This window comes from Gammaproteobacteria bacterium, from assembly GCA_016195665.1.
In the GTDB taxonomy this organism is placed as follows: Bacteria; Pseudomonadota; Gammaproteobacteria; order SURF-13; family SURF-13; genus JACPZD01.
In genome coordinates this window covers 1-25,346 of record JACPZD010000003.1, presented here as the reverse complement: position 1 = coordinate 25,346, position 25,346 = coordinate 1, and the positions used below count along the sequence as shown (strand labels likewise).

Here is a 25,346-nt window from a genome sequence, read left to right as displayed (position 1 = left end):
CTGCGCCTGCCTCTTGCCTTCGACCATAACCTTGACCGCATCCTTGGCCCCGGACTGCAGGCTTTCAATCATGTGGCGGATTTCCTGAGTGGACTGCTGGGTGCGCTGCGCCAGGGTGCGGACCTCGTCGGCCACCACCGCAAAGCCGCGCCCTTGCTCGCCGGCACGGGCCGCTTCGATGGCGGCGTTCAGGGCCAACAGGTTGGTCTGCTCGGCGATGCCCTTGATGACATCCAACACGGCGCCGATGCTGATGCTGTCCCCTTCCAGTTTATGAATCACCTGCGCGGCTTTTTCCACCTCTCCGGCCAGGGCGTCTATTGCGTCTATGGTCTCTTTCACCACACCTTTACCGGCGTTCGCCTGATCGTCGGCCTGGTGAGCCGCCTGCGCTGCGGCGGAGGCATTGCGCGCCACGTCCTGCACCGTGGCCGACATCTCGTTCATGGCGGTCGCCACCTGATCGGTCTCGGCCTGCTGTCTCTTCACACCCTGACTGGTCTGCTCGGTCACGGCAGTCATCTCTTCCGCCGAGGCGGTAAGCTGCGCCGTGAGATTGGTGATCTCCACCACGATGCCGCGCAATTTGGCGACGAAGGTGTTGAACCAGTGCGCGAGCTCGCCCATTTCATCGGCCGCCGACTCATCCAGCTTCTTGGTGAGGTCGCCTTCACCCTCGGCGATATCGCGTACCCGCTGCTTCATCTCATTCAGCGGCTTCACCACCACCTTGCCGAGTATTACGCTGATAAGAATGAGTCCGACGATAAATAATGCCGCTTTAACCGCCGTGCTGTACCACATGGCCTGCTGGGTCGCGGCGTCAATCTCCGCCATCGAATAGCTGATACGGATCGCGCCGTTAACGGCGCCGGAAGGCACCATGTGACACTGCAAACAGTCCACCCCGCGGGTATTGTGGGTGGCGCGAAACGGGGTAATGACGGTGACGACACGGGCGCCTTTATTGTCGCGGGTCACCCGCACCACCTCATTGCCCTGCAAACCCTTGTGATCCCATTCATCCACCGCCTGCTCATCCGGGAAGCCCGGGCCGAACTGGCCCTTGACAGGATCGCCGCGGTTGACGTGCGCCTCGACCACATTGGGGCGATTCAAAATCTTGTTGCGCAGAATGGCGCGCTGGTCCATGGCGCCCACCAGCATCAAGGTATTGAGACTGTCGAAATAGAAGGTGGTCATGTCCTTGACGTCATCTATGACCCTGTCCAGCATGTGCTGCCGCTCGCTCTGGTAAGAATAAACCGAGGTCACCACGGCCACCGTGATAAAGATCAAGACCACGGTGAAATTCACCTTGAAGCGCACCGACACGCGCTGCATCCCGAACATACGACCTATTAATGTAAACATGATGTTATCCTCAACATTGGGTTAAATTTAATCCGGCTTGCGCCCTTCTCAAGCAATATCGGCGGCTCGTTATAAAACTTGAATCCACCGGCGCCGTCCATCAAGCATAAAAATCCACCAACCCGGCAAGCACGCGCGCCGGCGTATCACTCACCGGACTTTCCACAGGAGCCCCATCCTGATAGCCGGATGAAGCGGCAGCGCCCGGCGTATAGGGGTTATCCTGGCGCTGCTGGGCGAAGGAATGCTGCGAGACGTTGACGTTCCCCAGATTCAAGCCGTTATCGCTGAACATATCGCGCAGCCTCGGCACGGCCGCTTCCAGGGCCTCGCGCACGGCTGCATGTTGAGAAGTGAACGAGACACTGGCCTGATCATTATTCATCACAATGCGCATCTCTATCGGACCCAATTGCGGAGGATTGATACGCAACTCCGCGCCCTGCACATCCTGCCTCACCAGCCACATCACGCGCTGTCCCAAGGCTTGATCCCAGTCCGGGTGGTTGACCGGCAGCGGAATCGGCGTGCTGGCAGGCGGCGCGGCGGATTGTGCGTTGTGCGGCGCAGCCCCCGAGAGAGCATTCACCGTCCCCAGTGCGGGATTCGCCGTAGCGGTGTTGGGCTGAGCGGCGAGCCCCGTTAATGCCTGGGCAGCACCCTCGGCAACCTTACCTGCCACGTTGTTTTCATTTGCAAGGTGTTGCGCGTTTTCTATAGAGAATGTATTCGCCGCGGACATTTGTGCTAAATCAGCATTCAAATCACCGGCCTGACCCGTGTGCGCCCCGGCCAGGGTGATCTGTCCCGGCGACCGGCCACGCACCAATGACTGCTCGGAGTCCTGAGTTGAGAGTTGGCCCGAGGCCTGTATTTGACCGTCTTGGTTCGATTCGCCGTTGCCGGGATTGACTAGCTGAGTGGCGCCGGTTCCATTCAGGGCCGCCACTGACGAAAAATTCACTATGGCTCCATCGCCATCCTGCTGCCCTGGTGGTGTTGGAGTTGCGGCTGTAGCCGGCGGGGATACGTTGAGCGCAAGCTGCAGGGTGTTGCCATCCGGCGGCAAGGTTTGGCCCGCCGGGGCCGTCACGGCGGCAACCTCATCCCCTGCCGCCGCATCCTTTTCCTCTGAATCAGGCGCTGCCGGTTTATCAGACGGCTTATCAGAGCGCGGACTGGCTTGGTCTAGTTTTTGGGCCAGAACGTCTGAAAACGGCTTACCACCGGCGTCGGGACCCTCGGATTCATTGGCCGCAGAGGGTCTGCCGGCGCTGGCCGGCGGCGGCGTAGATAGGTTGATAACGGGTTCTGGCATAACGCTCATCCCTAATCGGCAAGTGATAGTACTTGTCGAGTAGGTATGAGCAATATATATGCCAAAGAAACTGTGAGGTGTTAGGTGTGAGGCGTAAAAATTGCCTCTCCTCACACCTAACTCCTTACTGGCTCGTGAGGGGTGAGGAATCCGCTTTACGCCTCACTCCTCACCCTTTACGCCTTACGTCCTATCGCTTCATCATCTCGTCTTCCATCATGGCCTTGGCGGCGTCGCATTCCTCTTGTGTCATCTCCAGAAAGCCCTTGCCCTTGCAGCTATTCTTGCCCTTGCAGCCGTTTTCACCCTTGCAGTCGCCGTGGCTCTTGCAGGAATTGACGCCCTCGCAATGCACCTTGGCCATTTCGGCGGCGGCGACAGTGGCGCCAGTGACCAGACCAAACATGCCCGCAGCGGCGGTAGCGAGGATTAAACCGCTAAGTTTTTTGCTATTCATACGTATCTCCTAATAGTGACGTGATGATGTGTGGGTTCAGCAGGCGGGATTTTCCCGCCAGAGGACATGCTACGTAGACACCATCACGGCTTTATGGAGAAAGAGTCACATTTTTATCACGTTAGAGGGAGTGGCGGGCAATTCAAAACTGAACTCTATGCCGTTATTGATAACACTGTGCACGGTAACCGCACTGCCATGTCATCTCGCTCCTGGGGTAGATTTCCTACACCCGGGAGAATCGCTCAAAAATGTGCGGGAGATCGTCTGCGGGGATCGCAGCCGGTTAGTCGATGAACCACTCGGACCGATCGCCAATGTGCTTCATCAACCTGTCCAGTTGACCTAGGAGCATACGTTACCAACAAACAGCCGGGGTTTTAACGCCGAGACTATTTAAGGTAAGCGACGTGCACGCGGTGCCACTGGCGGTATCACTGGCTTGTGATCCAACTGCCGTTGCAGTTAATGTATAGCCCCCTCCTGCTAACACGACAGCTAATGTGTAATGGCCCCCCGGACTTGTGACACTGCTATATCCCAGGCCACCCGGCGCGACGATAACAGCGGTATAGGTGTTATTTAAGGCGAAAAAGCGTTCCTCGCGCGCCGCTGCATCGGTCAGAAACCCCTTACCGTCCGCACGCCTGCTCTTGCGAACGCTATCAATATAACTAGGGTAGGCGATCGCCGCCAGTATTGCGATGACGACAACGGTGATCATCAACTCAATCAGTGTAAAACCGCGGTTCAGCGAAGGTCTCATGACGGTTATCTCTTGCGAACTATTCATCTTTATCTTGATGGCTCATTTGTCCCTGTTCTGGCAACACCCAGATCTTGGTGACTGTTGACTTTGCACCGGGACTACGCTCAATACCAATTTGCATACCGGGCTGTAGCGATTGCGTGGATAGGACAGACGATGCGCCTGGCGAATGCACGGTTACGTCTTTCGATAACGTGTACTCAACTCCATCAACTTTAATGCTCCCGCCTTCAGAAGAGATCTTGGTTATCGTGCCGGCCTTTTCATAGACCAGCCGCGTTGCTTCAGCCAACATCGTATTGGCCGACAGGCCCAGCGCCAGGACCAGCCACAAAACTTTTCTTAAGCTATTAGACATAATGCCTCCGATTGTGTCTCCGTAATGATTCTTACTGAATCTGCGTCCATGAAACCCTATCCTGGGGTGACGTATTGCGTGTGCCGGGAGTGGGGAGCTTACTGGGATCAGATAGGCCAGGCAATCCCTTACCACGAATATCAGGATGAGCTGGATCGCGGAACTCGATAATGGAAGGCGCCGCTGCATAATTTTGCCCCAGGGAGATGCTCACCGGGCTATTAGAACCAATCTTATCTGCAGCATCCAGCTTTCCATCGTTGTCGAGATCGATCTCCGCGTCAGTGAATGCCCCGCCAGTGGCATAGTCCGTAATGGTAAGCCAGCTTTGACCGCCTCCGGTGCAGCTACTGGATGAAGGAACAAAAGAAGTGAAGATCGCCCGCTTGTTAACCAAGCGTGAATCGGTGACAGTGCGCTCACCCGAATCAAGATCTATATACCATCCCCGTTGGGTGCTCCAGTCAACGGGATTTTGCGTGTCCGTACGGACCTTATTATTTCCGGTGACCGCGATGGTAAAAGCCGTTGTACCTCCCGTAAGCACTTGCGCCACTAAGTTGGAACGTGTCGGCACGGTTGCCGACAAATTGTCCCAAATGCCATAAAAGCTTTGTTGGGAGGTATCGGTGATATCAGGCGTGCCCACGAATCGGCCCGTTCCGAACAGCACCAGATAGCCTGGTTTTTGTGGCGCATTGGGGTGCAGGGATACCGTGGGTATGGTAGTGATGGGCTGCGCGTTACCCGAACCGTCTTTTGCTTTGAATACCAGTGACGCAGACCAACTTGCAGGGCTGGCGGAAGATAAATCAACCTTCCAGAGATTGCCTTGCAGATCTCCCACATAAGTGAGGGTAACCAGCCCGGAGCCATCGGGAGAGACCACGGCAGGACTGGACAACCCATTGGCCTTGGTGCCATCGCACGCCGAGGGAGCCGCGCTGCACAGGTCTAATTTCTGTATCAGGCTCCCATCCTCGGCTTTCACAACGTAAAGATAGGGTTTGCCATCCGAATTGTTATAACCCGAACCAAAAATGACCGCAAACTGACTGCCTGTGCTGGTCGCTAGTTTAGCGATGGTCGGATGGCTATAGGTTTTACCCAGGTCGGTGTCCGTGTATTCCCATAGCACTTTTGATGCGGCGCTGGTTTCGTCAGTGGGTGGCGTGGTGACATCCAGGCCATAAATGCTGTTACCGCCATTATTGAGTCCACCGGTTAAGAGTGTGTGCCATGATCCATCAGCGAATTGCACATCACCCGCAACGGGCGGCCCATCCACGTAGAACTTGTGGGCTGAATTGTAGCCTGGCAGCGACAAGCCGTTGAGGTTGCTGAACACAGCACTGGGAATGAACGCGAAGACTTCTTGACCATCAGTCGCATTGAAGGCGTGCAGCATGCCATCATTGGCGCCCACATAGAGCATAGGGGTGCGCGTTTTCGCAGTGGCCTGGAAGCCTTGATATGAGGCATCCGTATAAGGGCCTGAGGCTTCCGCCACATAGAGAGGGCTGCCGTCGGCGATGTCGCCCAATTTATGGGAACGGTTGCGTAGCGTACCGCCGTTACGTTGCTCCTTGGCTGTATTTCCACGCAAATAGTTCAAGACATCCACGCTGCCCAGCGCGGTAGACTGGCTCGTATCCAGTTCGGATGCGCCTGGGCTTGCGGGGATTGCGGGCCACCTAAAGGGGATACCCTTTTTAGTAGTCGGCTTGTAGGTAATAATCTGCCGTCCGGTGTTCCAGTCTTTTGCATCCAGCAGTGTCTGTGCATTCCAGACCGCGACAGAGGGATCGATCGTGCCGTCTGCGGCAATGGCGAACGCCTTCACATTACCCGTCCAGTCATTGTAAGGCGTATCTTGCGAAATGAACGAGGCTTGGTACGCCTTGGAGGTGGTGGTGAGATTTACTGCATTCACCGCCGCAGTGGTGGTGGATACGTTTGCAGCTAGGATCGCTTCGAGGATGACTTTCAGTTGAGCAGCGACGGCGGCGGGTGTCGTAGCCGGAAAATAATCGTCCGTGCCGCCGGCGACAGCCATCGCCCTCAAAGTAGCGGCGGCGGCGGGATTGACGGTGGGATCTACACCTGCGCCAAAGCCCACCACATACGTCAAAATCTTTTGAGATTTGAGATTCGCGAGCCAGGTAAGCGTATCGTTGACCGCTGTGCTATTAGTAGCAATCAACGTCCCGGTACCGTCAATCGTCGCTGTAACCCCATACCCGACTGCCGCCGCGCTGCCCAAGGGAGGCCATGCCTTACCGGCGAGGTCCCAGGTAGGCAACCCATCCGTAATTAGCACCGCATATTTGTTTGGCGTGCAGCCGGTGTTAGAGGGTGGCGGTGTTCCCGTGTAATAGCTATGGGCATTTTTGAGTAGACCGGCAATGGCTGCGTTAACCGCGTCAGACTTGATTTCCGTTGATGCGTTACTGTTGGTTTCAGGAGCCAGCAGATTGGCAAAGGCCGTTTTCCGGCTAGCAGTCGTGACGGCAACGGGCACCAACAGCTTGCTTGCGTTGTTCGGAACGGCGTAGTAGCCAAAGCCGCGCTGCGCATACAACACTTCCTTTGAATAGGGAACATAACCCGCATTAGTCGGGCCTGTGGCGAATCCCCCAATGTTGGGAGTAGTATTAGCATAGCCAAGCAGGATGCTGCCGCTGTTATAATTTGCCAAAGAAAAATTTGGCGGGTAAGGCGTCGCCGGGCTGGGTCCATTGTAAGTAACAAAGACGCTCTTTAGTCCGCTCGCATACAAGACGTCGTTCACCTTCGGATCATCAGCGCTGCCTGGATTGCTGCTGCTGCCGTCACTCGGGCCCTGCGCGACGAAATAAAGTTGCGTTTTTACGCCGCTGCCATAACGGCCCGCCAGGGCAGTGCAGTCTGAACTGGTTACCCCGTAACACGGGTTGGGGTAGGTATTGCCACCCGCGGTACTCGTGAAGGTGAAGCCTCCCGCCTGACTCATGTAATACGCCCAGGTTGTATACAACCCCCTGGAACCCGTCCCCAAGGTCATCAGACCGAAATCGGTGTTGCCGTCATAACTGTTCAGAGTTTCCTTAACGGCGGCTTTGGCCACATTCAGGCGGCTTGCGGAGTTGTCCTTGCCGCTCACAGTATAATTGTTACTGCCGTCAACGGGTGGGGTGAAGCCAGCAGGGACTGTATAGGTTCCTGCGGCGCCTGTCATGATCGCTCCCGACAAGGTGCCGTCCATGGACTGGGAGTTGCCGAGCAGCAGCAATACTTGAGGGTGTGTGGGTGCAACCACTATCAAGGGCGTATCCGAAAGTGCAGTGGTGGGTGGAGCGGCGTATGACGCTGCTGTACCGACCAGCAGTGTAAGGCCTGCAAATGCCAGTACGTGCAGTCCCGGCCGTTTGCAATGTGTAATACGTTCTTTGCTATTCATGGTCTGTACCTCGTTAAGGCCTAAATACGCTTTGCAACATCACCGCGCCGGCACCGTCGGCTCCGCTTCCGTATGAAGTGATGCGATAGTACTGGGGGATATCCTTATTGCCGTAGATACTTATTTGAGAGATGTTGGTGCCCTGCGTGGGTTGCTGCGGTAATATCTCGATGATGTACATGGGTTGATAAGAACTGGGTATTCCCGCCAAGTCTATAGTGCTTGTACGCACATTGGTGCGGGTGGCCCAACTGGTGGACAGCCACTCCGGGGTGCCGGTCGTAGCGGACAGGCACAAGCCACTGCCGCACGTGGCCGTATAAGCCGTAGGATCTTGCAGCGCAGCAAGCCTGGTTTCTTCCTCACCCGTGCGAAGGGCGGATTCAGACGCTTGAAAGGCCAGGTTGTACTGGCGGGCGTTGATGGCCATCTTTTCTTGTAGCCGGCTCGTCATCATCGCCGTAACCCCAAGAAGGGTCATCACCAGCAGCATCAACAGGCTGACCACCAAGGCAGAACCCTGCTGCGGGTATAACACTAAGCCTTTATTCGAATGCGCTTCCATAAGTTCCCCCTTGCGAAGAGTCATTGCACTCTATTGCGGAAAGCGATGGTAGCGCTAAAGGGGCGATACAAACGACGATCCGTTGCTGTAACCGTTGCACCATTAAACGCATATTGTTGTGGCTGTGTGGTCAAGCCGTCATCGTTGCTGACCAACAGCAGATTGACCCGTGCGCTGACTACATCCGGCCAACGACCCGCTGCAGTCACCCCTGCGGCGTTCAGATATTGATGGGCGGCATGATCCTTCCCTGGGCTATTATCTACTCCATAGTTGATCTGCATATTCTGGACGTTGTCGATCAGCTGATTGGTGCCCGTAGTGGACTGCTGGAAACGGTAAAGTGCGCGGTTCCCTGCAGCATCGGTTCCGATGTAATACATGAATACATCATATTTCATGACCAGCGCACGCGGCTCGTAGGACCTGCTTAGCGCAGCAGAGGTATTTCCAGTCGCTGCATGAGCTATTGCTGTTGCGGTTACGCCGGTGGCCTGGAATAGCTCGGCGCTCTGGCAATCACTTATAAGCAGAAGATCGCCGGTCTGGAAATTGTATGGATTAGAAGCAATTCCAATCGCTGCGTTAGCAGCAGGCATAGCAGCACTAAGTTGAACACTACCGCCCACAGGGGCGGTCACCACCAGCACTGAGGTGCCCGCCACTAGGTTGGCGGGCTTGGCTGGAAACGTAATCGGCCAGGCGCCTGAGTCATAGCCCTGAATCACCGCTGTGGAATTGAACATCTGTGCGGGCGCCCCGGTGGCAAGGACATTGGTAGTGATTTGAGGAATAGTGATGCAACCGATATACCCTGCCATGCGCAAATCCCTGGTCATGAATTGCAGCGCAAAGCGGCCGTTTTCCTGTATGCGCGACTGATTTTCCTGCATGCGATAGGTTTGTTTACTGCTCAGATAAATCTGTAAAACGCCATCCAGCACGATGAGGCCCACGACTATCGCCACCATTATCTCCACCAGGCCCAGGCCGGATTGCCGGTGATTTCCGTGACGGCTCCGCGCATTCATGGCACGAAGCTCGTGCTAAAACAGGTAAGGTCCGCAGACCCGCCACCGCACGCGGTACCGGTAGCACCCGTGCGATCTTCATCCCACATCACGGTAATGATGCGGATATTGCCGGCTTGGATAGTCACCTTGCCTTGACCAGCGGGTAGTAAATTTGCGTTGGTCGTGTTCCAACGATTGGCATCGTATTGGGCTATTTGTGAAGCAGTAGCACATCCAGTACTGATACATCCCGGATCAGATCCTGTCCCCGATATGCTGTCATAGTTACCGGCCGCAAAACCAGCCCTGTTGGCGCGCATCCGGTCGGCCATATCGTAGGCCTGAACCATGGCCTGGCTGAGGTAGTAGGCGCTTTGATTGCTATTCATGCCTTTGGCCGACAGGCCGGCGAGCCCCAGCAGACCGACGGAGAGTACGAGCAGCGCCACCAGTACCTCCAGCAGCGAAAATCCCTGCATTGCGGCCCGGCATGGCAAAATTTGAGAGTGAGTGTGAAATTCATTCATAGGTTTTGATTATCAGCAAGCCACAGCGGTTACACTAACGCGTCCTGACAGGTTGATAGTGATGTCGCGCCCTTTCACACCCGTGCTGGCGCAATTCGCCGGACGCAGTTGCAGCGTGACCGCTCCACCTCCCGCCAGGAAAGCATTCGCTTGAAACTGCACTGTGGTGGTGGCAGGCACCGCTGTCAGCGTGCTGCCCGAGAGGGCCTCGTGTATGCTTAGCACCTGTCCAGGCGCGCCGGTGGTACCGACCATGACTAACCAACCGTCGGCCCAACCGCCCCCGCAAACAGTACCCGTTCTGCTGCATACCGTGACCGCGCCGTTGCGCTTAATGGCTTCACTGCGCGCGATATTCAGCGCAGTCACTAAATCATTAGTTTGAGAGGTAACACGGTTGTTCTGAATAAATGTCATGAAGCTCGGCACGGCAACCGTTGCCAAGATCGCAACCACGGTAAGGGTGATCAACAATTCAATTAAGGTAAAGCCATGAATTTTTTTCATGAGCCGACATATAGCCTGTCGGGCGGGGATGGGTATATCGCGCCCAACGTGCACCTGCAACCCTTCCTTAGGATCTTTCAGGACCGTTATCGGTAAGCCATTGATCTGAACAGGCACGTCACTCACTCCTCACTTCTACTAGACTGCTTAGCGTCCACTCTATTCAAAACTTTAGCTCTACCCTACCTCCAGACGACGAACGGCAGCCTTTTCCCGATGGACGGTAGGGAACGAACGGTTGGCTGCGGGCGAGATTGCGGAAATTGGCGGAGAGCCGCCGGAGAACCGAAGGGGTGCTGGTCAATTACTGTGCCCGGCACAAGGCGAAAAATGCGATTAGCGCGTCGAATGGATATGCCGGGAGGAAAGCTGCCCTTGCAGCTTAAGCGGTGCACGAAGCGGAGAACCCACCTGCGTGTAGTGTGTGGGAAGCACCCAGCCGGGTCCGTCGGCAATGGGCCATGGACTTCGTCGAGGGTGACAGAACTAGCAGGTTGCCGAAAAATACCTTTTCAGCAACCTGCTAAGGGCGATAAATCCCCAGTTCAAAACTAAATACGGCGCCGTGATTGCTGACACTGTGCACAGCGATAGTACTTCCATGTAAATCGAGGATGCGTTTGGCGATGGCGAGCCCCAGACCCGCGCCGCCGCTGTGCTCCTGGCGGGTCTTTTCCACTCTATAGAAACGCTCAAAAATGTGCGGCTGGTCTTCTGCAGGGATGCCGTAACCGGTGTCGGCAATGGCAAGCTTGACCGTATTGACGCCCGGCGTAAGGGAAAGGGTGATGCGGCCGCCGGCGGGGGTATAGCGCAGCGCGTTTTCGATCAAGTTGGCCAGCACCCGCTCAATGAGGCCGATGTCGGCATGCACGAACGGCGACTGCGGCGGATGCTCCACCCGCAATTCCACACCCTGCTGCTGCGCGGCTAGTTGAAACCGCTGCGCCACATCCTGCACCAGCTCGGCGAGCGCGAACGGCTCCATATTGAGCGCGGTGACTTGAGCGTCGAGCTTGGCAAGCTCGAATAATTCGCCCACCAATTTACCGAGGCGTTCGCTTTGCCGCGTGGCAGTCTCCAAATAGTTGCGTTGTTCCTGTGCACTCAGCTGGCCCTCTTTCAACAACAGCGTTTCCAAATATCCTTGCAATGAGGTGAGCGGGGTGCGCAGATCGTGCGACACGTTGGCAACCAGCTCACGGCGCAGGGCGTCGGTCTGTTGCAGGCCCTGCACCTGTTGCCGGATGCGCCCGGCCATCTCCTTGAAGGTGACGCTCAGGCGATCAATCTCGTCACGGACCGGCACGGTCCCCGCAGCAGTGAGCGGATAGTTCACCGGCTCGGCGAAATCGCTGCGCTTGAACACCTCCATCGCCTCGCTGAGAGTCGTGAGCCTGCGGGTCAACCAGCGAAACAGCACCACACCCGCGAGCAGCGCAATCAACAGGCTCACCGCCGTTACCCATAGACTCTGGCGCAGAATATAGCTGCCCTGCAGCATCGCAGCGGCGGACTCATATTGCTCACCGCCCAACACCACGTAGAGATAGCCCGCCAGCCCGGAGTTGGCAGGCACTTGCGTATGATTCGACAGGATTGTATCGCCACCAGCCTTGAACGGAATCACCGCCGCAGAGAACACCTTACTGCGCACCTCGTCACGCGGGTCATCGCCGAGAATCGGCGGATGCTGGCTACGCTGCAAAAATTTTTTTATAGGTTCCAGACTGACAGACTTGCGCTTCAGATTTTCCGGCGGCGCGGAGCAGGCCAATATTTTTCCCTGTGGGTCGAGCAGATAAATCTCGATATTGGGATTGATGACCATCAGCATCTTGAAGAGATCCTCCAGCACCTGCCGGTTGACCTGCTGCCCTTCCATGAGAATCTTTTCGGCGACGATGTGCTCGGCGAGCGTCCAATTGAGATCCTGGTTGACCTCTTGCAGATGGAGCCGCGAACTCTCCAGATTCAGCCAGGTGTACAAGACACCGAGCAGCAAAAGCAGGCCCAGCAATACCGCGGCCAGCTTCGCAGAGAGGGTCTTGAACATCAGGAAGGCTCGCCGCCGCCCTGCTCAGTTACGGAGGCGCGCGGCGCTTTAAGTTCCTGGGTATCGGAGAATTTGTAACCCACCCCCCACACGGTGTGAATATAGTGCGGCTGTGAAGGATCGGCCTCGATCTTGGCGCGCAGCCGGTTGATGTGGGAATTGACGGTATGCTCATACCCGTCGTGCCCGTAGTGCCAGACCAGATCCAGAAGTTGCGAGCGCGTATAGACCTTGCCCGGATGCTGGGCGAATTGCAGCAGCAGGGAAAATTCCTTGGCGGTGAGTTCAACGGGCTGCCCCTGCACCGTCACCTTGCGCTTGTCCACGTCAATAAAAAGTCCGCCAGTCGTGATGGTCTTGGGCGCCTCCGTCGCAGTCTGCCCGCTCATGGCGTCGAGCCGCCGGAACAGCGCCTTGACCCGCGCCAGCAACTCGCGGATACTGAACGGCTTGGTAAGGTAATCGTCCGCGCCAATCTCCAGACCGAGCACCCGGTCCAGCTCGGTGGATTTCGCGGTCAGCATCAAAATCGGCGTGTACGGCGGCTTGGCGCGCAGCCGCCGGCACACCTCCAGCCCCTCCAGGCCGGGGATCATGAGATCCAGAATAATCAAATCGTATTGACGCGCGCGCGCCTGTTGCAATCCGGCCAATCCGTCATGCAGGATCTCGACCTCGCAACCCTGATCGCGCAAATGGAGGTGCAGGAGATGTGCGATATCCCGGTCGTCTTCAATAACAAGTACTCTGTGCACCGTGTCTATCCCTTGGCTATTTGGCTATACGATAGCCTTGGATTATCACAAAAGCATCACTCGCTTGGGATTCGGACATAAAAAACCCCGGACGGGCCGGGGTTTTTCAGGGGTTGTAGGGCCGAATTCATTCGGCCATTGCTCACTCACTCGTTGCTGTTGAAGGCCCCCAGCAGGTGCAGCAGGCTGGCGAACAGATTGTAGATCGTGACATACAAGGTCACAGTGGCCAGGATATAATTGGTCTCGCCGCCGTTGATGATCTGACTGGTTTCGTAGAGGATGAGACCGCACATCAGCAACACGAACATCGCCGAGACGCCGAGCGCCAGCCCCGGCAGGCTAAAGAAGATAGCGCCGAGCCCGGCCAGAAAGGCGACCAGTATACCGGCCATCAAAAACCCGCCCATAAAGCTGAAATCCTTGCGGGTGGTGAGCGCGTAGGCTGACAATCCCACAAAGATCGCGCCGGTCCCGCCCAGCGCCATCATCACCACCTGGCCGCCATTGGGCATACTCAGATAGTGACTGATGATCGGCCCCAGGGTCAGCCCCATAAAACCGGTCAAGGCGAACACCGCGGCCAGCCCCCAGACGCTGTTTTGCAGTTTATGGGTCAAATACAGCAGGCCAAAATAACCCACCAAGGTGACCAGCAATCCAGGGTGGGGCAGGTTAAACGTCATGGAAATGCCGGCCGTGAACGCGCTGAACAGCAGCGTCATGGCAAGCAGCATATAAGTGTTACGGATCAGCTTGTTAGTGATGGGTAACGCAGTGCTCGTGCGAGCGATTATCGGTTGGGAAAAATTCATGCTAGGCTCCTGAATTGTTACACGTGTGTAAGACTTTTGGAACACGGTTAAGTTCATAGCATAACCGAACCGGCGCGAATAGCAATAGCAGGTATTTTCGGTTATTCTGCTTACCACCAATTACCACCAATAGCCCATGCTGCACGATATGGCACGGCAGTTGACCCCTTGCCTCATATGCTAAGATGATTTATCAAAACCACTTCGGAAGAGGCGCCTCAAAAATGGTTTTTTCGATTGTTTATGAGCAGATTGACGATGCATCCCTGCCCCCGGGTTACTATTATGCGCATATTCCAGCGCTGGATTTAACCACCCACGGTAAAGGTATCGAGGGCGCCAAGACCGCCGCCTTGGATTTAGCGCGGTTATGGATTGAGGAAAAACGTACCCATGGCGAGACCATCCCGGTAGAAGCAGGCAAACCTATGTGGCCATGCACCCCGGTGATGTGCCGGAAGGAACATTCCGCAAAATCCTGAAGCAGGCGTGTTTAACACTCGATGAATTTAGGCAACTGTGAACTGGCATCTGATTTCTGTCCTCTGAACTTGGAGAGGTGGCTGAGCGGTCGAAAGCGGCGGTCTTGAAAACCGTTGTGGGGCAACCCACCGGGGGTTCGAATCCCTCCCTCTCCGCCATAAATACAGGGGCTGAAGTGTGAGGCGTAAGGAGTTAGGCGTAAGGCGTAGAAAACAGTGAGGCGTGAGGAGTTAGGCGTAAGGCGTAGAAAACAGTGAGGCGTGAGGAGTTAGGCGTAAGGCGTAGAAAACAGTGAGGCGTGAGGAGTTAGGCGTAAGGCGTAGAAAACAGTGAGGCGTAGAAAAGCGTCACGCTGCGAAGCTGCGTGACTCACCCCTCACCCCTCACCCCTCACCCCTCACCCCTCACCCCTTTTTCGCCTCACCCTTACCCCTAGCCCCTGGAGCTACTATGAGTGAACCACGCAAATTCGCCCATCGGGCCATCAACGACACCTTGCTCACCCGCGAGTCCTGGAAGATCTTCCAGATCATGGCGGAGTTCACCGAGGGCTTTGAGCAGCTCTCCCAGATCAAGCCCTCGGTGAGCATCTTCGGCTCGTCCCGCACGCAGCCCGGTCACCCGCATTATCAACTCGCCGAGGATATCGCCCGCGCGCTCTCCGACGCGGGGTTCGCCATCGTGAGCGGCGGCGGGCCCGGCGTCATGGAGGCGGTCAACAAGGGTGCCTCTGCGGGCAAATCGCCAAGCATCGGCCTGAACATCATCTTGCCGCATGAACAGGTGGCCAACACCTATCAGGACATCTCACTCAATTTCCGGCACTTCTTTTCGCGTAAAGTGATGTTCGTGAAATACGCCTCGGCCTATGTGATCCTGCCGGGGGGCTTCGGCACGCTGGACGAACTGGCCGAGATCCTGACCCTGATACAGACGGGCAAGACCCGCCGTATCCCGGTCATCCTTGTGCATTCTCCATTCTGGCAGGGCCTGCTAGAATGGCTGAAGAACACCCTGGTGCCGGAGGGCATGATCAACGCCGAAGACCTCGAACTGTTCAAGTTGCTGGACAACGTGCAGGACGTGGTGGATGCTATCTTTAACCATTATGAATATCACGGGGTCGGGCCGCAGGCCGATGACCGGGGGATATTGCTTTAAAAGATGAATACCGGCTGAATGAATTTGCCTCTACCTTAAGGATTGAACCCATGCGACTGCTTTTGATACCTACCCTGTTTAGCTGCACGCTCGCCCTCGCGCAAGAAAGCGCACCGCTGCCCGATCTGGCGCCCGCCCCGGAACCGCCGCAGATTCCCGAAGCCGTGCAGAGCGGCGAGCCTCTGGAGCCCGAGGTGACCATCATCGAGCGCAAGGAAGAGACGGTGCGGGAGTACCGCGTCAACGGCCGCCTGTACATGGTCAAGATCACACCCAGCAAGGGCGAGCCGTACTATATGATAGACACCGATGGCGACGGTACGCTGGACACGCGCCGCACCGACATCAAGTACGAGAGCAGCGTCCCGCAGTGGGTGTTGTTTAGCTGGAAGTAAGCCCGCCGAGATCCCTCAACCCTCCAGCAAGCGATGTCCGTTTACACACGCATCGAGCGGCACGAACTCGAGGAGTTTTTGCGCAGTTATTCCGTGGGCACACTTGTGGATTTTTCGGGCATTAGCGCGGGGATAGAGAATACTAATTACTTCGTCACAACAAACCGGGGGAGCTATGTACTCACCCTGTTCGAAACCCTGAACACCGAGCAGCTCCCTTACTTTCTCGACCTCATGGCGCATCTCGCCGAACACGGCGTACCCTGCGCGCACCCCGCCGCCGACCTCAAGGGCCATTACCTTCGCGCCCTCAAGGACAAACCCGCGGCGCTGGTACAGCGTCTCTCGGGAAGCAATGTGGAACATCCATCTCAAGCGCAATGCGCGGCAGTGGGCGGCGCCCTGGGGCGCATGCATACCGCGGGGTTATCGTTTCAGGGTTATCGCGCCAACGACCGCGGCCCAACATGGCGTGAGGCCACCGCGCGCAAGGTGCTGCCCCGTCTCACTGCCGGCGAGACGGAACTGCTCAAAAATGAACTCGGGTTTCAAAACAGGTTTCCCAATCGGGAGCTGCCCCAGGGCGTGATACACGCCGATCTGTTCCGCGACAACGTCCTGTTTACCGGTGATCGGCTCACCGGCATCATAGACCTCTACTACGCCTGCAATGATGCCTTGCTCTATGACCTCGCCATTACCGTCAATGACTGGTGCAGCGCCGCAGACGGCGCCCTCCAGCCCAAACAGTCCGGCGCGTTGCTTGACGCTTACCGGCAACAACGCCCCTTTCAGCCCCAGGAACACCCCGCCTGGCCAGTGATGTTACGCGCCGCCGCCTTGCGTTTCTGGCTGTCGCGGCTGCACGATCTGCACTTCCCCCGTCCCGGCGAGATGACCCACATCAAAGATCCTGAGGTATTTCGTCGCATTCTTTGCGAGCGGCGCCGGCATGTACCCGCGTTGGTTTAGGGCATATCCATAAATATTTCCCCTGTGTCCCTTGCGGTGAAAAAGCTTCACCGCGGAGGACGCGGAGGAGAAACAAATCCTTCTTGATTCCTCTGCGCCCTCTGCGGTAAATTATTTATGGATAAGTTCTTAGTGTTCTAGACATGCCGCTAACTAAAGCAACACTCGAGTCACAAAGAGAAATCTATTGAAAAGACATGAAATTTGGCTTAGATTCTGTACCCAGACCCCAGGGATTACCTGCCCCTGAAGATTTTAATGACTAATAACGAGGCTATGGTTATGACAAAAAGAAAGCTTTTAATAGGCTTGATGAGCGCTGCCCTATCGGCGCCCTACGCCGCTCACGCGCTCACCCTGCAAGAAGCGGCCCAGAAGACCATCCAGACACATCCCGGCGTGCTCGCCTCCGCCAGCGAACGTCGCTCAATAGATCACGAGCTGGAACAGGCCAGGGCGGGCTATTTTCCGCGTGCCGATGTCGCCCTCGGCGTAGGCCGGGAACATAGCGACAACCCCATGACCCGCGCTGCGGGGAGGGCTTAACCGGAATTGACCCGTGGCGAGGCTTCACTCACCATTTCCCAGATGCTGTTTGACGGCTTCGCGGTGAGCAGCGAGGTGGATCGCCAGAGGGCGCGGGTCAATGCCTCGGCCTATAAGGTCTACGGCACGGCCGAGGCCACCGGTCTGCGTGCCACCGAGGTCTATCTGGACGTGCTGCGCCGCCAGGAACTGGTAGCGCTGGCCAAGGACAACCTGCTCGCCCACAGACGCACCTTCGACCAGATCAAGCTGCGCAGCGAAGGCGGCGTCGGACGCAAGGCCGATCTTCATCAGGTTGAAGGGCGCCAGGCGCTTGCGCAATCGAACCTGCTGGCCGAAGAAGGCAACCTGCGCAACGCAGAGACCAACTATCTGCGCGTGGTAGGGGAAGCGGCGCAGGGGCTGGCGAAACCGGCCGACCCAGCGGGGAGCGGGTTTCCTAAGTCCGGAGAGGACGCAGTACAGCAAGCGTTGGACAATCACCCGACTCTTAAATCAGCGATCGCCGATGTCGCTGCGGCGCAGGCGCAGTACGAGGCCAGCAAATCCCGGTTCTCTCCGCGGCTGGATCTTGAACTGGGCACCAGCAACAATAATAATCTCGACGGCCTGCGCGGCACCAATCAAGATTACGCGGCGATGGTGAGAATGCGCTATAACCTGTTCTCCGGAGGCGCGGACACCGCCCGTCGGGATCAAACCGCCCAGCTTATCCAGCAGGCCGGCGACATCCGTGACAACACTCACCGGCAGGTAGAGGAAAGCGTGCGCTTATCCTGGAACGCCTTCACCACGGCCAGTAACCGGCTGGAGCCGGCCAAGCAGCACATGGATGCGAGCGAACAAACCCGCGATGACTACCGCAAACAGTTCAATATCGGCCAACGCACACTGCTGGATTTGCTGGATTCCGAGAACGAACTGTTTACGGCGCGCTCCAACTATGTGAACGTCCAATACACCGAGCTGTTCGGCAAGTACCGGGTGCTCGCCGATATGGGCAAACTGAACGAAAGCCTGAACGTCAAACTGCCGGAAGAGGCCACAGTTGCCAGCGCCGCGGAATAAGACCGTCGCATGGGGTACGTTGTACTCACTCTAAAATCTACACCGCAGAGGACGCAGAGAAATAAACTAAAAACGCTTTACCTCTGCGGTGATTTCTTCCCCTAAAGAATATCCTTTTTATCCACCATCAGATTATCAAGGGTATTGAGTTTGTCGCGCACCGATTTCCGGGCCAGGAATTTCTGCTGGGCGGCCTCCGGAAGATCCGTAAACATAATCACACTCTTGCCTATCAGGACGTCAACCAGGTCTTCGATGATGCGGATCATGCCGCTGTCGGTCGCCGACAGATGCTGGATGTTCCGGTTGAGTTGCGTCTGGTATAAAAACTCCACGAGTTCCGCATTGTCATCCGCTACTCTCTCATCGGCATTGGGCGCGGGTTGCTCGAACACACCGGTGATCATTCCGTCCCGGTCACGGCTTACGTATGGCATAGCGGCCTCGTCGTCGGTTGATACATTTTTTCAGCACGGAGGAATGCTCTGCGTCCTCAGCGGTAAAAGTCCTTATTCCTTGGCCTCGGGCCTGCCTGCTACATAACCCTGTATACCGTCCACACGCAGGCTCCGCAGGGCGTCCCATTCCTGTTGCGTCTCGACGGCCTCGGCGATGACTTGAATATCCAGGCTGCGCGCAATGCCGGCCACAGAGTAGACGAAGAATTGATTGTCCTTATCGCGGTCTATGCCGCGGATATAGCTGCCGTCTATCTTCAGGTAGTGAATCTTAAGCGTGCTGAGATAACCGAAGGAGGTCACGCCACGGCCGAAGTGGTCCAGACAGAACCGGCAGCCAAGCGCGCCCAGCCGTTCGACCATCTCCCGCACCTTATCAAGTTCCCGCACGGCGCCGTATTCCGGCACCTCGAAGATCAATTTGGAGGCGTGCGCTCCGCGCTTGGAGACTTCGGCGTAGAGCCAGTTGACGAAATCAGGATCGTGCAGCGAGCCCGGCGCAAGATTAACGGCATATCTATCCTGATCGTACAGCCTTGAGGTCATGCGCTCCAGGATACGTTCCACGACCAGCTTGTCGAAACCCCTGGTCATGCCCAGCCGCTCCGCCATGGGCATGAACACCCCCGCATTGATAAGGCCGCCGGTCTGGTCCGGGACGCGCACCAGCGCCTCGTAGTGCATTGTGCTCCCGTCCAGGCAATTCACCACACGCTGGAAGTGCAACACGATATTTTTTCCGGCGATAACACCCCTCAGCACTTCGCGCCAGTGGCTCGCGCCGTGAATCACGGAATGATCCAGCGTAGGCGCTTCATAGATGTGCCAGCTATTGGGACCCTTGGATTGCGCCGCACGCAAGGCCATGTCGGCCTCCGAAAATAACCCGGAGGCGGTCTCGCCCTCGCGGAACATGGCGATACCGATATGCGCCACGTCAAGGTTATCGCTCATGCCGCTGCTATGCAGCAGGCTCAACCTTTCGCACATCAATTGACCGAGCAACTGCGCCTCCAGCGGGGAGACGTCCGGCGCCAGCACGGCGAAATCCGCGCCCGCGAGGCGCGCCGGCACGCATTGCTCCAGGTCGGCGGTCACCTCCTTTAAAATGGATGCGGTCTGCCGCAGCAGTTCATCGGCAGCCGCATAGCCGCGCTGCTCGTTGTAGCGCTTGAAGTCCCTGATCTGCACCAGCAGCAGCGCACCGGTCATAAATTCTTCGGGCGACTGAATCAAGTGTTGCAGTTGGCTATCGAAATAGCGGCGGTTACCGAGCCCTGTCACCAGGTCTTTATAGGCCTGATCGTGCAACTTGACGCTGAGCTGGGTCTGATCTTCAAACATCTGCTTGACCTTCAGCGCCATCCTGTTCATCGCTATGACGACGCTGCGCAGATCGCGGGTCCAGGGTAATTTCTCCTGCACCGGAAATTCGCGCGCGCTGATCGCTTCGGCCTGCTGCTCCATGGCGCGCAGAGGTTTCAACACCAGCCGCAGGGCGGCGATACCGAGCAACAGGGCCACCGACGCCGAGCCGAGAAACCACCAGAAAGTCGTGACGGTGTTGCGCCACAACTCCGCATAGGCAAAGCCCGGATGACTGCGCACGTAGACCTTGGCCGCCTGTTTCCAGCCGGCCGTCACCAGCGCCTCGCCGCGCGGCGTTTCCAGCGGGATCAGATTAACGAACCAGGCTGGCACGCCTTCGGTCTTGACCTGCAAGGTGCGGGTAATGAGCGGTGTTCCGTCTATTGCCTCCACCACCACCTCGCGGTAATAGCCCCTATCGAAAATCGCGTCCACCATCGAGGTCATGGTGGGCAGGTCATTGTTCTTCATGTGCGGCGACAGCGACAGCCCCAGCGAGGTCGCCACGTCCTGTGCATTCGATTCCAGTTGTTTGCCCAGATAAACGCGCGTGTTGTTAAGGCTGATTAAAAATGTCCCGGAAAACATCAGCAGAAACAGCACCAGCAGCAGCACGATCAGTTGTCGAGATAAGGTCATGACCGGGTTCTCCTATTTACCTTCTTCATTCATGCGCTCGTTGAGGTCGCGCCACAGACCTATTCTGCCGGAGCCGCCCACCCGCTCGCCGCGACCGCGCCGCTTGGCCAGCCACAGGCCCTCGCCGTTGAAACTATACACGGGTAATAGATCGTTGCGTTGCGAAGCAGGCTTTATTTCATCAATGAGATTATCCAGCACCAGCGGATCGGCGCCCGGCGTGGAAAAATAGGTCAGCACCATGTGGGCCTGATTGAGTTTGAGTGCCTTTACGTAGGTGATCTGCATGCGCTGCTCGGGAACGCCCATTTCTTTCAGGGTGAAATACTTGGCGATAGTGAAGTCTTCGCAGTCGCCGCCGTTGGTGGCGAGCATCTCGACCGGGGTCGCCCAATAGTCGGCTTTGCCCCAGTGTTCGAGGTCGGAGACAAACACACTCTGGTTGAAAAAGTGATTTACCAGCCTCAATTTTTCCAGCTCGGGTTTCCCCTGGTCTTGCCCGATGAGTTGCCGCCACTCCTGCACCCGGTCACGGGCCGGCGCGCCGTAGCGATCTCCGACATAAGCCAGCAGCTTGTCCGCCGCGCCCAGCCGATCCGCCACCGCCAGAGCTGCACCGGCCAACAGGCAAGCCGCAGCGATGCCGGCGGAGATGCGGCCAAGACGGCGCTGTTTGATGCGATTTTCACCCTCATGGGGCCGTGTCGGCGGTCTGGTCATTATTGCATCCGTTACCGCTGCGCAGGGCAAGCCTCCCTGACAGGGTCTACCGGGAACGGGATGCAGGAATCGGACCAGACTTGAGTCGTAGGCTGGGTTGATAAACCCAGCATTTTAGCGATGGGTGCGGTTATTGCTGGGTTTCGTTCCTCAACCCAGCCTACCCCGCTATTTACCGTTCCCCTCAGTAATGGTCATTAGGGGCAAGGCTGTATATTGATATTTGGCTTGAGTACATCAAAAGACAAGACGCGGCGCCATTGCGCTCGCTGGTTTCCCGGTCATCTTGCTCGCGGCTTCCAGAAATCCGGGCGCCGGTGCGAGAAAGCGCACCTTCACCTCTTGAGTCGCTTGCGCACCTCGGCAAGCACTTCGTCTGCATCAATCGCCTCTGTCTCGCCGCGATCATAGGCCGCCAACCTGTCTTCCGCCTCTTGCGCCCACAAAGCGTCAATTTCCGGGTCGGTCTTGTCCAGCGAATGCAGAATCTCGTCCGCTAAAACCGCTCGTTCGCTGGCCGGCAGCTTGAGCGCGACGGCCATGATTTCCTTCGCTAGTTTACTCATTTCGCATCCTCCAACGTAACAACTTTCAAGGGTTCTTCTCTCGGCCACCTATATCTTAACCCCAACGTGCGATTATTGCTGGGCTCAGAAGCCGTCATCTGCATAAATCCAATGATAGATCCCTCTTGTTGTCTTCTTTCCAGATGACAGCGGTTAATTGATAGTGCTTCATGATTGCAATCATCCTCACAGGATACAGGCTGGGATATGTCACGCCGCCCTTAGCCTGGTTGCCGCTTTGACGATGGCTTGAATGAAGCTGGAATCTTGGACTAACGCCGCCTTCAAGGTATTCGTATCTAAATTTCCCGACTCCATAAAATACCGCAGCGCCTGGTTAATCTGTGTTTGATAGGGAAGAGCGTTCGGTTTCTGGGCCTTTGCCTTGAAAAAATTCAACACATCCTGATCCAACAGAATACTTATCCGTACCTTGGTATTTCCAATACCAAGGGCCTTCTTTGGAAGCCCCGGCAATAAACCTCTTCATTAACCGGACACTACTGGTGTCAGGATAATAGTTAAGCTTCATGTTTGAACCCTCTGTCTGGAAAGGCATTGTGTATAGTGACCTTATCTTCCAGGGTGACAACCCGCAGTATTTTACCATGTAACTCTTCTACAAGGCCCCAAAAGCGGAAGCGATTATTCTCCTGTGACTCAACTTTAAGAAAGCTCTGAGGAGGTGGAGTAGGGCCGAATTCATTCGGCCGGCTGTGCGAATGAATTCGCACCTACCGAGTCACGTAGTGTGCGTTTCACGCACCACCCGGTGCGCACGGCGCACCCTGCGTTTGATTGCAAAAAAAAAGCGGATGGCCGGAGCCATCCGCGCAACGGAGAACCCGCTTAAGGAGTGTACTCGGGAGTGTGGCTAAGCAAGGCGCTCAGGTCATGGACAACCATGCCCGTCAGCGTCACCAGGGGGACATTCAGCGCCGGGCCGGCGCCGTCGGTATCCAGAGTGACCAGGGTGTTGCCGGGACTGGTTTGGGTATCGAACCGGAGAAACTCGCCGAGGTCGCCGCTGTGCGGGCCGGCGCCGGTCAGCAGGTCGGAGATGTTGAGCGCCGTGGGCAGATCATCATCGGTTATAGTGCCCACACCTGTTCCATCCTTGATGGTGTCGCCGCTTGCATTGCTCAGGTTGACCGTAAACGTCTCGTTGCCTTCAAAAATAGCGTCGTTGAGGATCGGTATGGTAATGGTCTGGCTGGTCACACCGGGAACAAAGGTCAAGGTACCGGTCTGCGCGGCGTAATCGCTGCCCGCGGTGGCCGTACCGTCGGCGGTGGCAAAATCCACGGTCACCGGGTGGGCGAGCGCATTGCTCAAGCTGACGGTAAAGGTCGCCGTACCCGCGGCCTCGTTTACCGTTGCGTCGCTGATGTTGATGCTGTCATCATTGAGGATAGTGCCTACACCATGACCATCGAGTATCGAGGCATTATTGCTCGGACTAGACAGGTCCACAAAGAAGGTTTCATGTGGCTCAGTGGTATTATCGGCCCTGACGTTAACCGTGATCGTCTGACTTGTATTGCCCGGCGCGAAGGTCAGCATCCCCCCAGAGGGAAGGCCGCCGGGGAAGAAGTCTCCCCCATTCGTTGGATTCGGTGAGCCGTTGGTGATGGCATAATTCACCGTGACGGTTTGCGTGCTGGAGGCACTGAGTGTCACGGTGAAAGTAAAGGGGGTAACATTCACTTCGTTTCCAGGCGCCAACGAACCTTCCGACTTGGAGACGTCGTTGATGGAAATCGTCGGCTCGTTGTCGAGGATGGTGGTGTTCGCGCTGCCGGTGCCGATGAGGGCATTGGCGCTCGCGCCACTCAGGTTCACTTGGAAGTTTTCAGTCGCTTCGGCCAGGTTATCGTCTATCGTAACGACAGTGACGGGTTGGCTGGTGGGGCCGCCGCCAGTGAAGGTCAGTGTGCCGCTGTTGGCGGTATAGTCGGAACCGGCCAGGGCCGTGCCGTTGACGGTGCCGTAATTCACCGTGGCGGTCTGGCCGGCAGCCAGCGTGCCGGTGTAGCTGATGTTGTAGGTCGCGGTGCCGCCTTCGGTCAGGCTGGGCGTGCCGCTGATGTTGAAGGTGACATGATCATTGTCGGTGATGGCGCCGGTGGCGGTGGGAACGGCGATGCTGGCCCCGGTCGCGCCGGTCAGGGTGACGGTGAAGTTCTCCGTTCCTTCCACGATGAGATCATCCGTGATGGGTATGTTGATAGTGGTTGTGAGGCTGCCCGCCGTGATCGTTCCGGCGCCGCTAACGGTGCCGGTGTAATCGGCGCCCGCCGTGGCGGTGCCGTCGGCAGTCGCATAGGTGAACGTGACGTTGCTGGGGCTGATAGTGTTCATGGTCACGGTAAAGCTCGCCGTGCCTGCGCCCTCGTTGACCGTGACGCCGGTGATGCTAAGGCTGGGTTGATCGTTATCTATGATGGTGCCGGTGCCGACGCCGGTACCAGCAATAGTGGCGTCGGTCGGGGTGGACAGATTGACAACGAAGGTCTCGTTACCCTCGACCAGCGTATCTTCCAGAATCGGGACGGTAATGGGCTGGCTGATAACGCCCGGCGCGAAGGTCAGGGTCTGTAAGCCACTGGCGGTGTAGTCACTGCCCGCCGTGGCGCTGCCGTTGGCCGTCTGATATTGCACCGTGATGATCTGGCTGCTGGGGTTGCTTAGGGTAACGGCGAAGGTCGCGGTGCCGGCGCCTTCGTTTACCGTGACGTCGTTGATGCTGATCGTGGGTTGGGTATCGTCGTTGGTGATGGTGCCGGTGGCCGAGGCGACACCGATGCCGATCGCCTGGCCGTTGGTGGCGCCGCCGGTGAGGGTGACGGTGACGGTTTCGTCGGGCTCAAATATGGTGTCGGGGGTCGGGTCTACGGTGATGGCGCCGGTGGTGCTGCCTGCCGCAATGGTGATGGAGCCGGTGATCGAAGGGGTATAGTCCGTGCCCTGCGTAGCCGTGCCGGTAAGGGTGAAGTTCACCGTGGTGGCAAAGGCCG

24 protein-coding genes, 1 tRNA gene and 1 pseudogene are annotated in these 25,346 nt (G+C 57.0%); 6 read left to right on the top strand and 20 right to left on the bottom strand.

The window, feature by feature from the left end; genetic code table 11:
* The 13 genes from HY028_02185 to HY028_02125 all read right to left on the bottom strand — a co-directional run.
* A partial coding sequence (locus tag HY028_02185; protein MBI3343672.1) for a methyl-accepting chemotaxis protein occupies positions 1-627 on the bottom strand: 627 nt, incomplete at its 3' end.
* Positions 628-1,474: 847 nt separating this feature from the next.
* A complete protein-coding gene (locus HY028_02180) occupies positions 1,475-2,692 on the bottom strand; it encodes a flagellar hook-length control protein FliK (GenBank protein ID MBI3343671.1) in 1,218 nt (405 codons plus the stop codon).
* A gap of 190 nt (positions 2,693-2,882) precedes the next feature.
* Entirely contained in the window at positions 2,883-3,149 is a 267-nt protein-coding gene (locus tag HY028_02175; GenBank protein ID MBI3343670.1) for a hypothetical protein, read from the bottom strand.
* Between the two features lie 358 nt (positions 3,150-3,507).
* Complete coding sequence (locus tag HY028_02170) at positions 3,508-3,915, bottom strand: type IV pilin protein (protein MBI3343669.1); 408 nt, start codon at positions 3,913-3,915, stop codon at positions 3,508-3,510.
* 19 nt (positions 3,916-3,934) lie between these two features.
* Positions 3,935-4,276: a hypothetical protein gene (locus HY028_02165; protein MBI3343668.1), complete on the bottom strand. Its 342-nt coding sequence runs from the start codon at positions 4,274-4,276 to the stop codon at positions 3,935-3,937.
* A 31-nt stretch (positions 4,277-4,307) separates the two neighbouring features.
* Positions 4,308-7,715, bottom strand: coding sequence for a pilus assembly protein PilY (locus HY028_02160; GenBank protein ID MBI3343667.1), 3,408 nt, complete (start codon positions 7,713-7,715; stop codon positions 4,308-4,310).
* Positions 7,716-7,728: 13 nt separating this feature from the next.
* Entirely contained in the window at positions 7,729-8,280 is a 552-nt protein-coding gene (locus tag HY028_02155; protein MBI3343666.1) for a hypothetical protein, read from the bottom strand.
* Positions 8,281-8,300: 20 nt separating this feature from the next.
* Positions 8,301-9,311 carry a PilW family protein gene (locus HY028_02150; protein MBI3343665.1) on the bottom strand — a complete coding sequence of 337 codons (1,011 nt, stop codon included), beginning with the start codon at positions 9,309-9,311 and terminating at the stop codon, positions 8,301-8,303.
* Entirely contained in the window at positions 9,308-9,820 is a 513-nt protein-coding gene (gene pilV / locus HY028_02145; GenBank protein MBI3343664.1) for a type IV pilus modification protein PilV, read from the bottom strand. The genes HY028_02150 and pilV overlap by 4 nt, the downstream gene beginning before the upstream one ends.
* 12 nt (positions 9,821-9,832) lie before the next feature.
* Positions 9,833-10,327 carry a GspH/FimT family pseudopilin gene (locus HY028_02140; protein MBI3343663.1) on the bottom strand — a complete coding sequence of 165 codons (495 nt, stop codon included), beginning with the start codon at positions 10,325-10,327 and terminating at the stop codon, positions 9,833-9,835.
* 523 nt (positions 10,328-10,850) lie between these two features.
* Positions 10,851-12,383, bottom strand: coding sequence for a HAMP domain-containing protein (locus tag HY028_02135; GenBank protein MBI3343662.1), 1,533 nt, complete (start codon positions 12,381-12,383; stop codon positions 10,851-10,853).
* A complete protein-coding gene (locus HY028_02130; protein MBI3343661.1) occupies positions 12,383-13,138 on the bottom strand; it encodes a response regulator transcription factor in 756 nt (251 codons plus the stop codon). The genes HY028_02135 and HY028_02130 overlap by 1 nt, the downstream gene beginning before the upstream one ends.
* Positions 13,139-13,284: 146 nt before the next feature.
* Positions 13,285-13,953, bottom strand: a complete 669-nt coding sequence (locus HY028_02125) for a Bax inhibitor-1/YccA family protein (protein MBI3343660.1) — start codon at positions 13,951-13,953, stop codon at positions 13,285-13,287.
* A gap of 224 nt (positions 13,954-14,177) precedes the next feature.
* Between HY028_02125 and HY028_02120 the strand changes: the two genes are divergently transcribed.
* The 6 genes and pseudogenes from HY028_02120 to HY028_02095 all read left to right on the top strand — a co-directional run bounded on the left by HY028_02120 (position 14,178) and on the right by HY028_02095 (position 18,578).
* On the top strand, positions 14,178-14,435 hold the full coding sequence (locus HY028_02120; GenBank protein ID MBI3343659.1) for a type II toxin-antitoxin system HicB family antitoxin: 258 nt from the start codon (positions 14,178-14,180) through the stop codon (positions 14,433-14,435).
* Positions 14,436-14,506: 71 nt separating this feature from the next.
* Positions 14,507-14,594: transfer RNA gene (locus HY028_02115), tRNA-Ser, on the top strand.
* A gap of 292 nt (positions 14,595-14,886) precedes the next feature.
* Positions 14,887-15,597: a TIGR00730 family Rossman fold protein gene (locus HY028_02110; protein MBI3343658.1), complete on the top strand. Its 711-nt coding sequence runs from the start codon at positions 14,887-14,889 to the stop codon at positions 15,595-15,597.
* 62 nt (positions 15,598-15,659) lie between these two features.
* Entirely contained in the window at positions 15,660-15,992 is a 333-nt protein-coding gene (locus HY028_02105; protein MBI3343657.1) for a DUF2782 domain-containing protein, read from the top strand.
* A 33-nt stretch (positions 15,993-16,025) separates the two neighbouring features.
* Positions 16,026-16,964: a homoserine kinase gene (locus HY028_02100; protein MBI3343656.1), complete on the top strand. Its 939-nt coding sequence runs from the start codon at positions 16,026-16,028 to the stop codon at positions 16,962-16,964.
* Between the two features lie 282 nt (positions 16,965-17,246).
* Positions 17,247-18,578: pseudogene (locus HY028_02095) on the top strand (TolC family outer membrane protein).
* Between the two features lie 101 nt (positions 18,579-18,679).
* Here HY028_02095 and HY028_02090 read toward each other — a convergent pair.
* From HY028_02090 to HY028_02060, 7 genes are all read right to left on the bottom strand, one after another.
* Positions 18,680-19,015 carry a hypothetical protein gene (locus tag HY028_02090; GenBank protein ID MBI3343655.1) on the bottom strand — a complete coding sequence of 112 codons (336 nt, stop codon included), beginning with the start codon at positions 19,013-19,015 and terminating at the stop codon, positions 18,680-18,682.
* 72 nt (positions 19,016-19,087) lie between these two features.
* Complete coding sequence (locus HY028_02085) at positions 19,088-21,043, bottom strand: EAL domain-containing protein (protein MBI3343654.1); 1,956 nt, start codon at positions 21,041-21,043, stop codon at positions 19,088-19,090.
* A 12-nt stretch (positions 21,044-21,055) separates the two neighbouring features.
* The gene (locus HY028_02080) at positions 21,056-21,763 is read right to left on the bottom strand and encodes a transglutaminase-like cysteine peptidase (GenBank protein MBI3343653.1); all 708 of its coding nucleotides are present in this window, start codon (positions 21,761-21,763) and stop codon (positions 21,056-21,058) included.
* A gap of 335 nt (positions 21,764-22,098) precedes the next feature.
* Positions 22,099-22,329: an addiction module protein gene (locus HY028_02075; protein ID MBI3343652.1), complete on the bottom strand. Its 231-nt coding sequence runs from the start codon at positions 22,327-22,329 to the stop codon at positions 22,099-22,101.
* Positions 22,330-22,539: 210 nt separating this feature from the next.
* Positions 22,540-22,743 carry a BrnA antitoxin family protein gene (locus HY028_02070; GenBank protein ID MBI3343651.1) on the bottom strand — a complete coding sequence of 68 codons (204 nt, stop codon included), beginning with the start codon at positions 22,741-22,743 and terminating at the stop codon, positions 22,540-22,542.
* Positions 22,667-22,861 carry a hypothetical protein gene (locus HY028_02065; GenBank protein ID MBI3343650.1) on the bottom strand — a complete coding sequence of 65 codons (195 nt, stop codon included), beginning with the start codon at positions 22,859-22,861 and terminating at the stop codon, positions 22,667-22,669. The genes HY028_02070 and HY028_02065 overlap by 77 nt, the downstream gene beginning before the upstream one ends.
* A gap of 317 nt (positions 22,862-23,178) precedes the next feature.
* The coding region (locus HY028_02060) for a type I secretion C-terminal target domain-containing protein (GenBank protein ID MBI3343649.1) at positions 23,179-25,346 on the bottom strand (2,168 nt) is incomplete at its 5' end.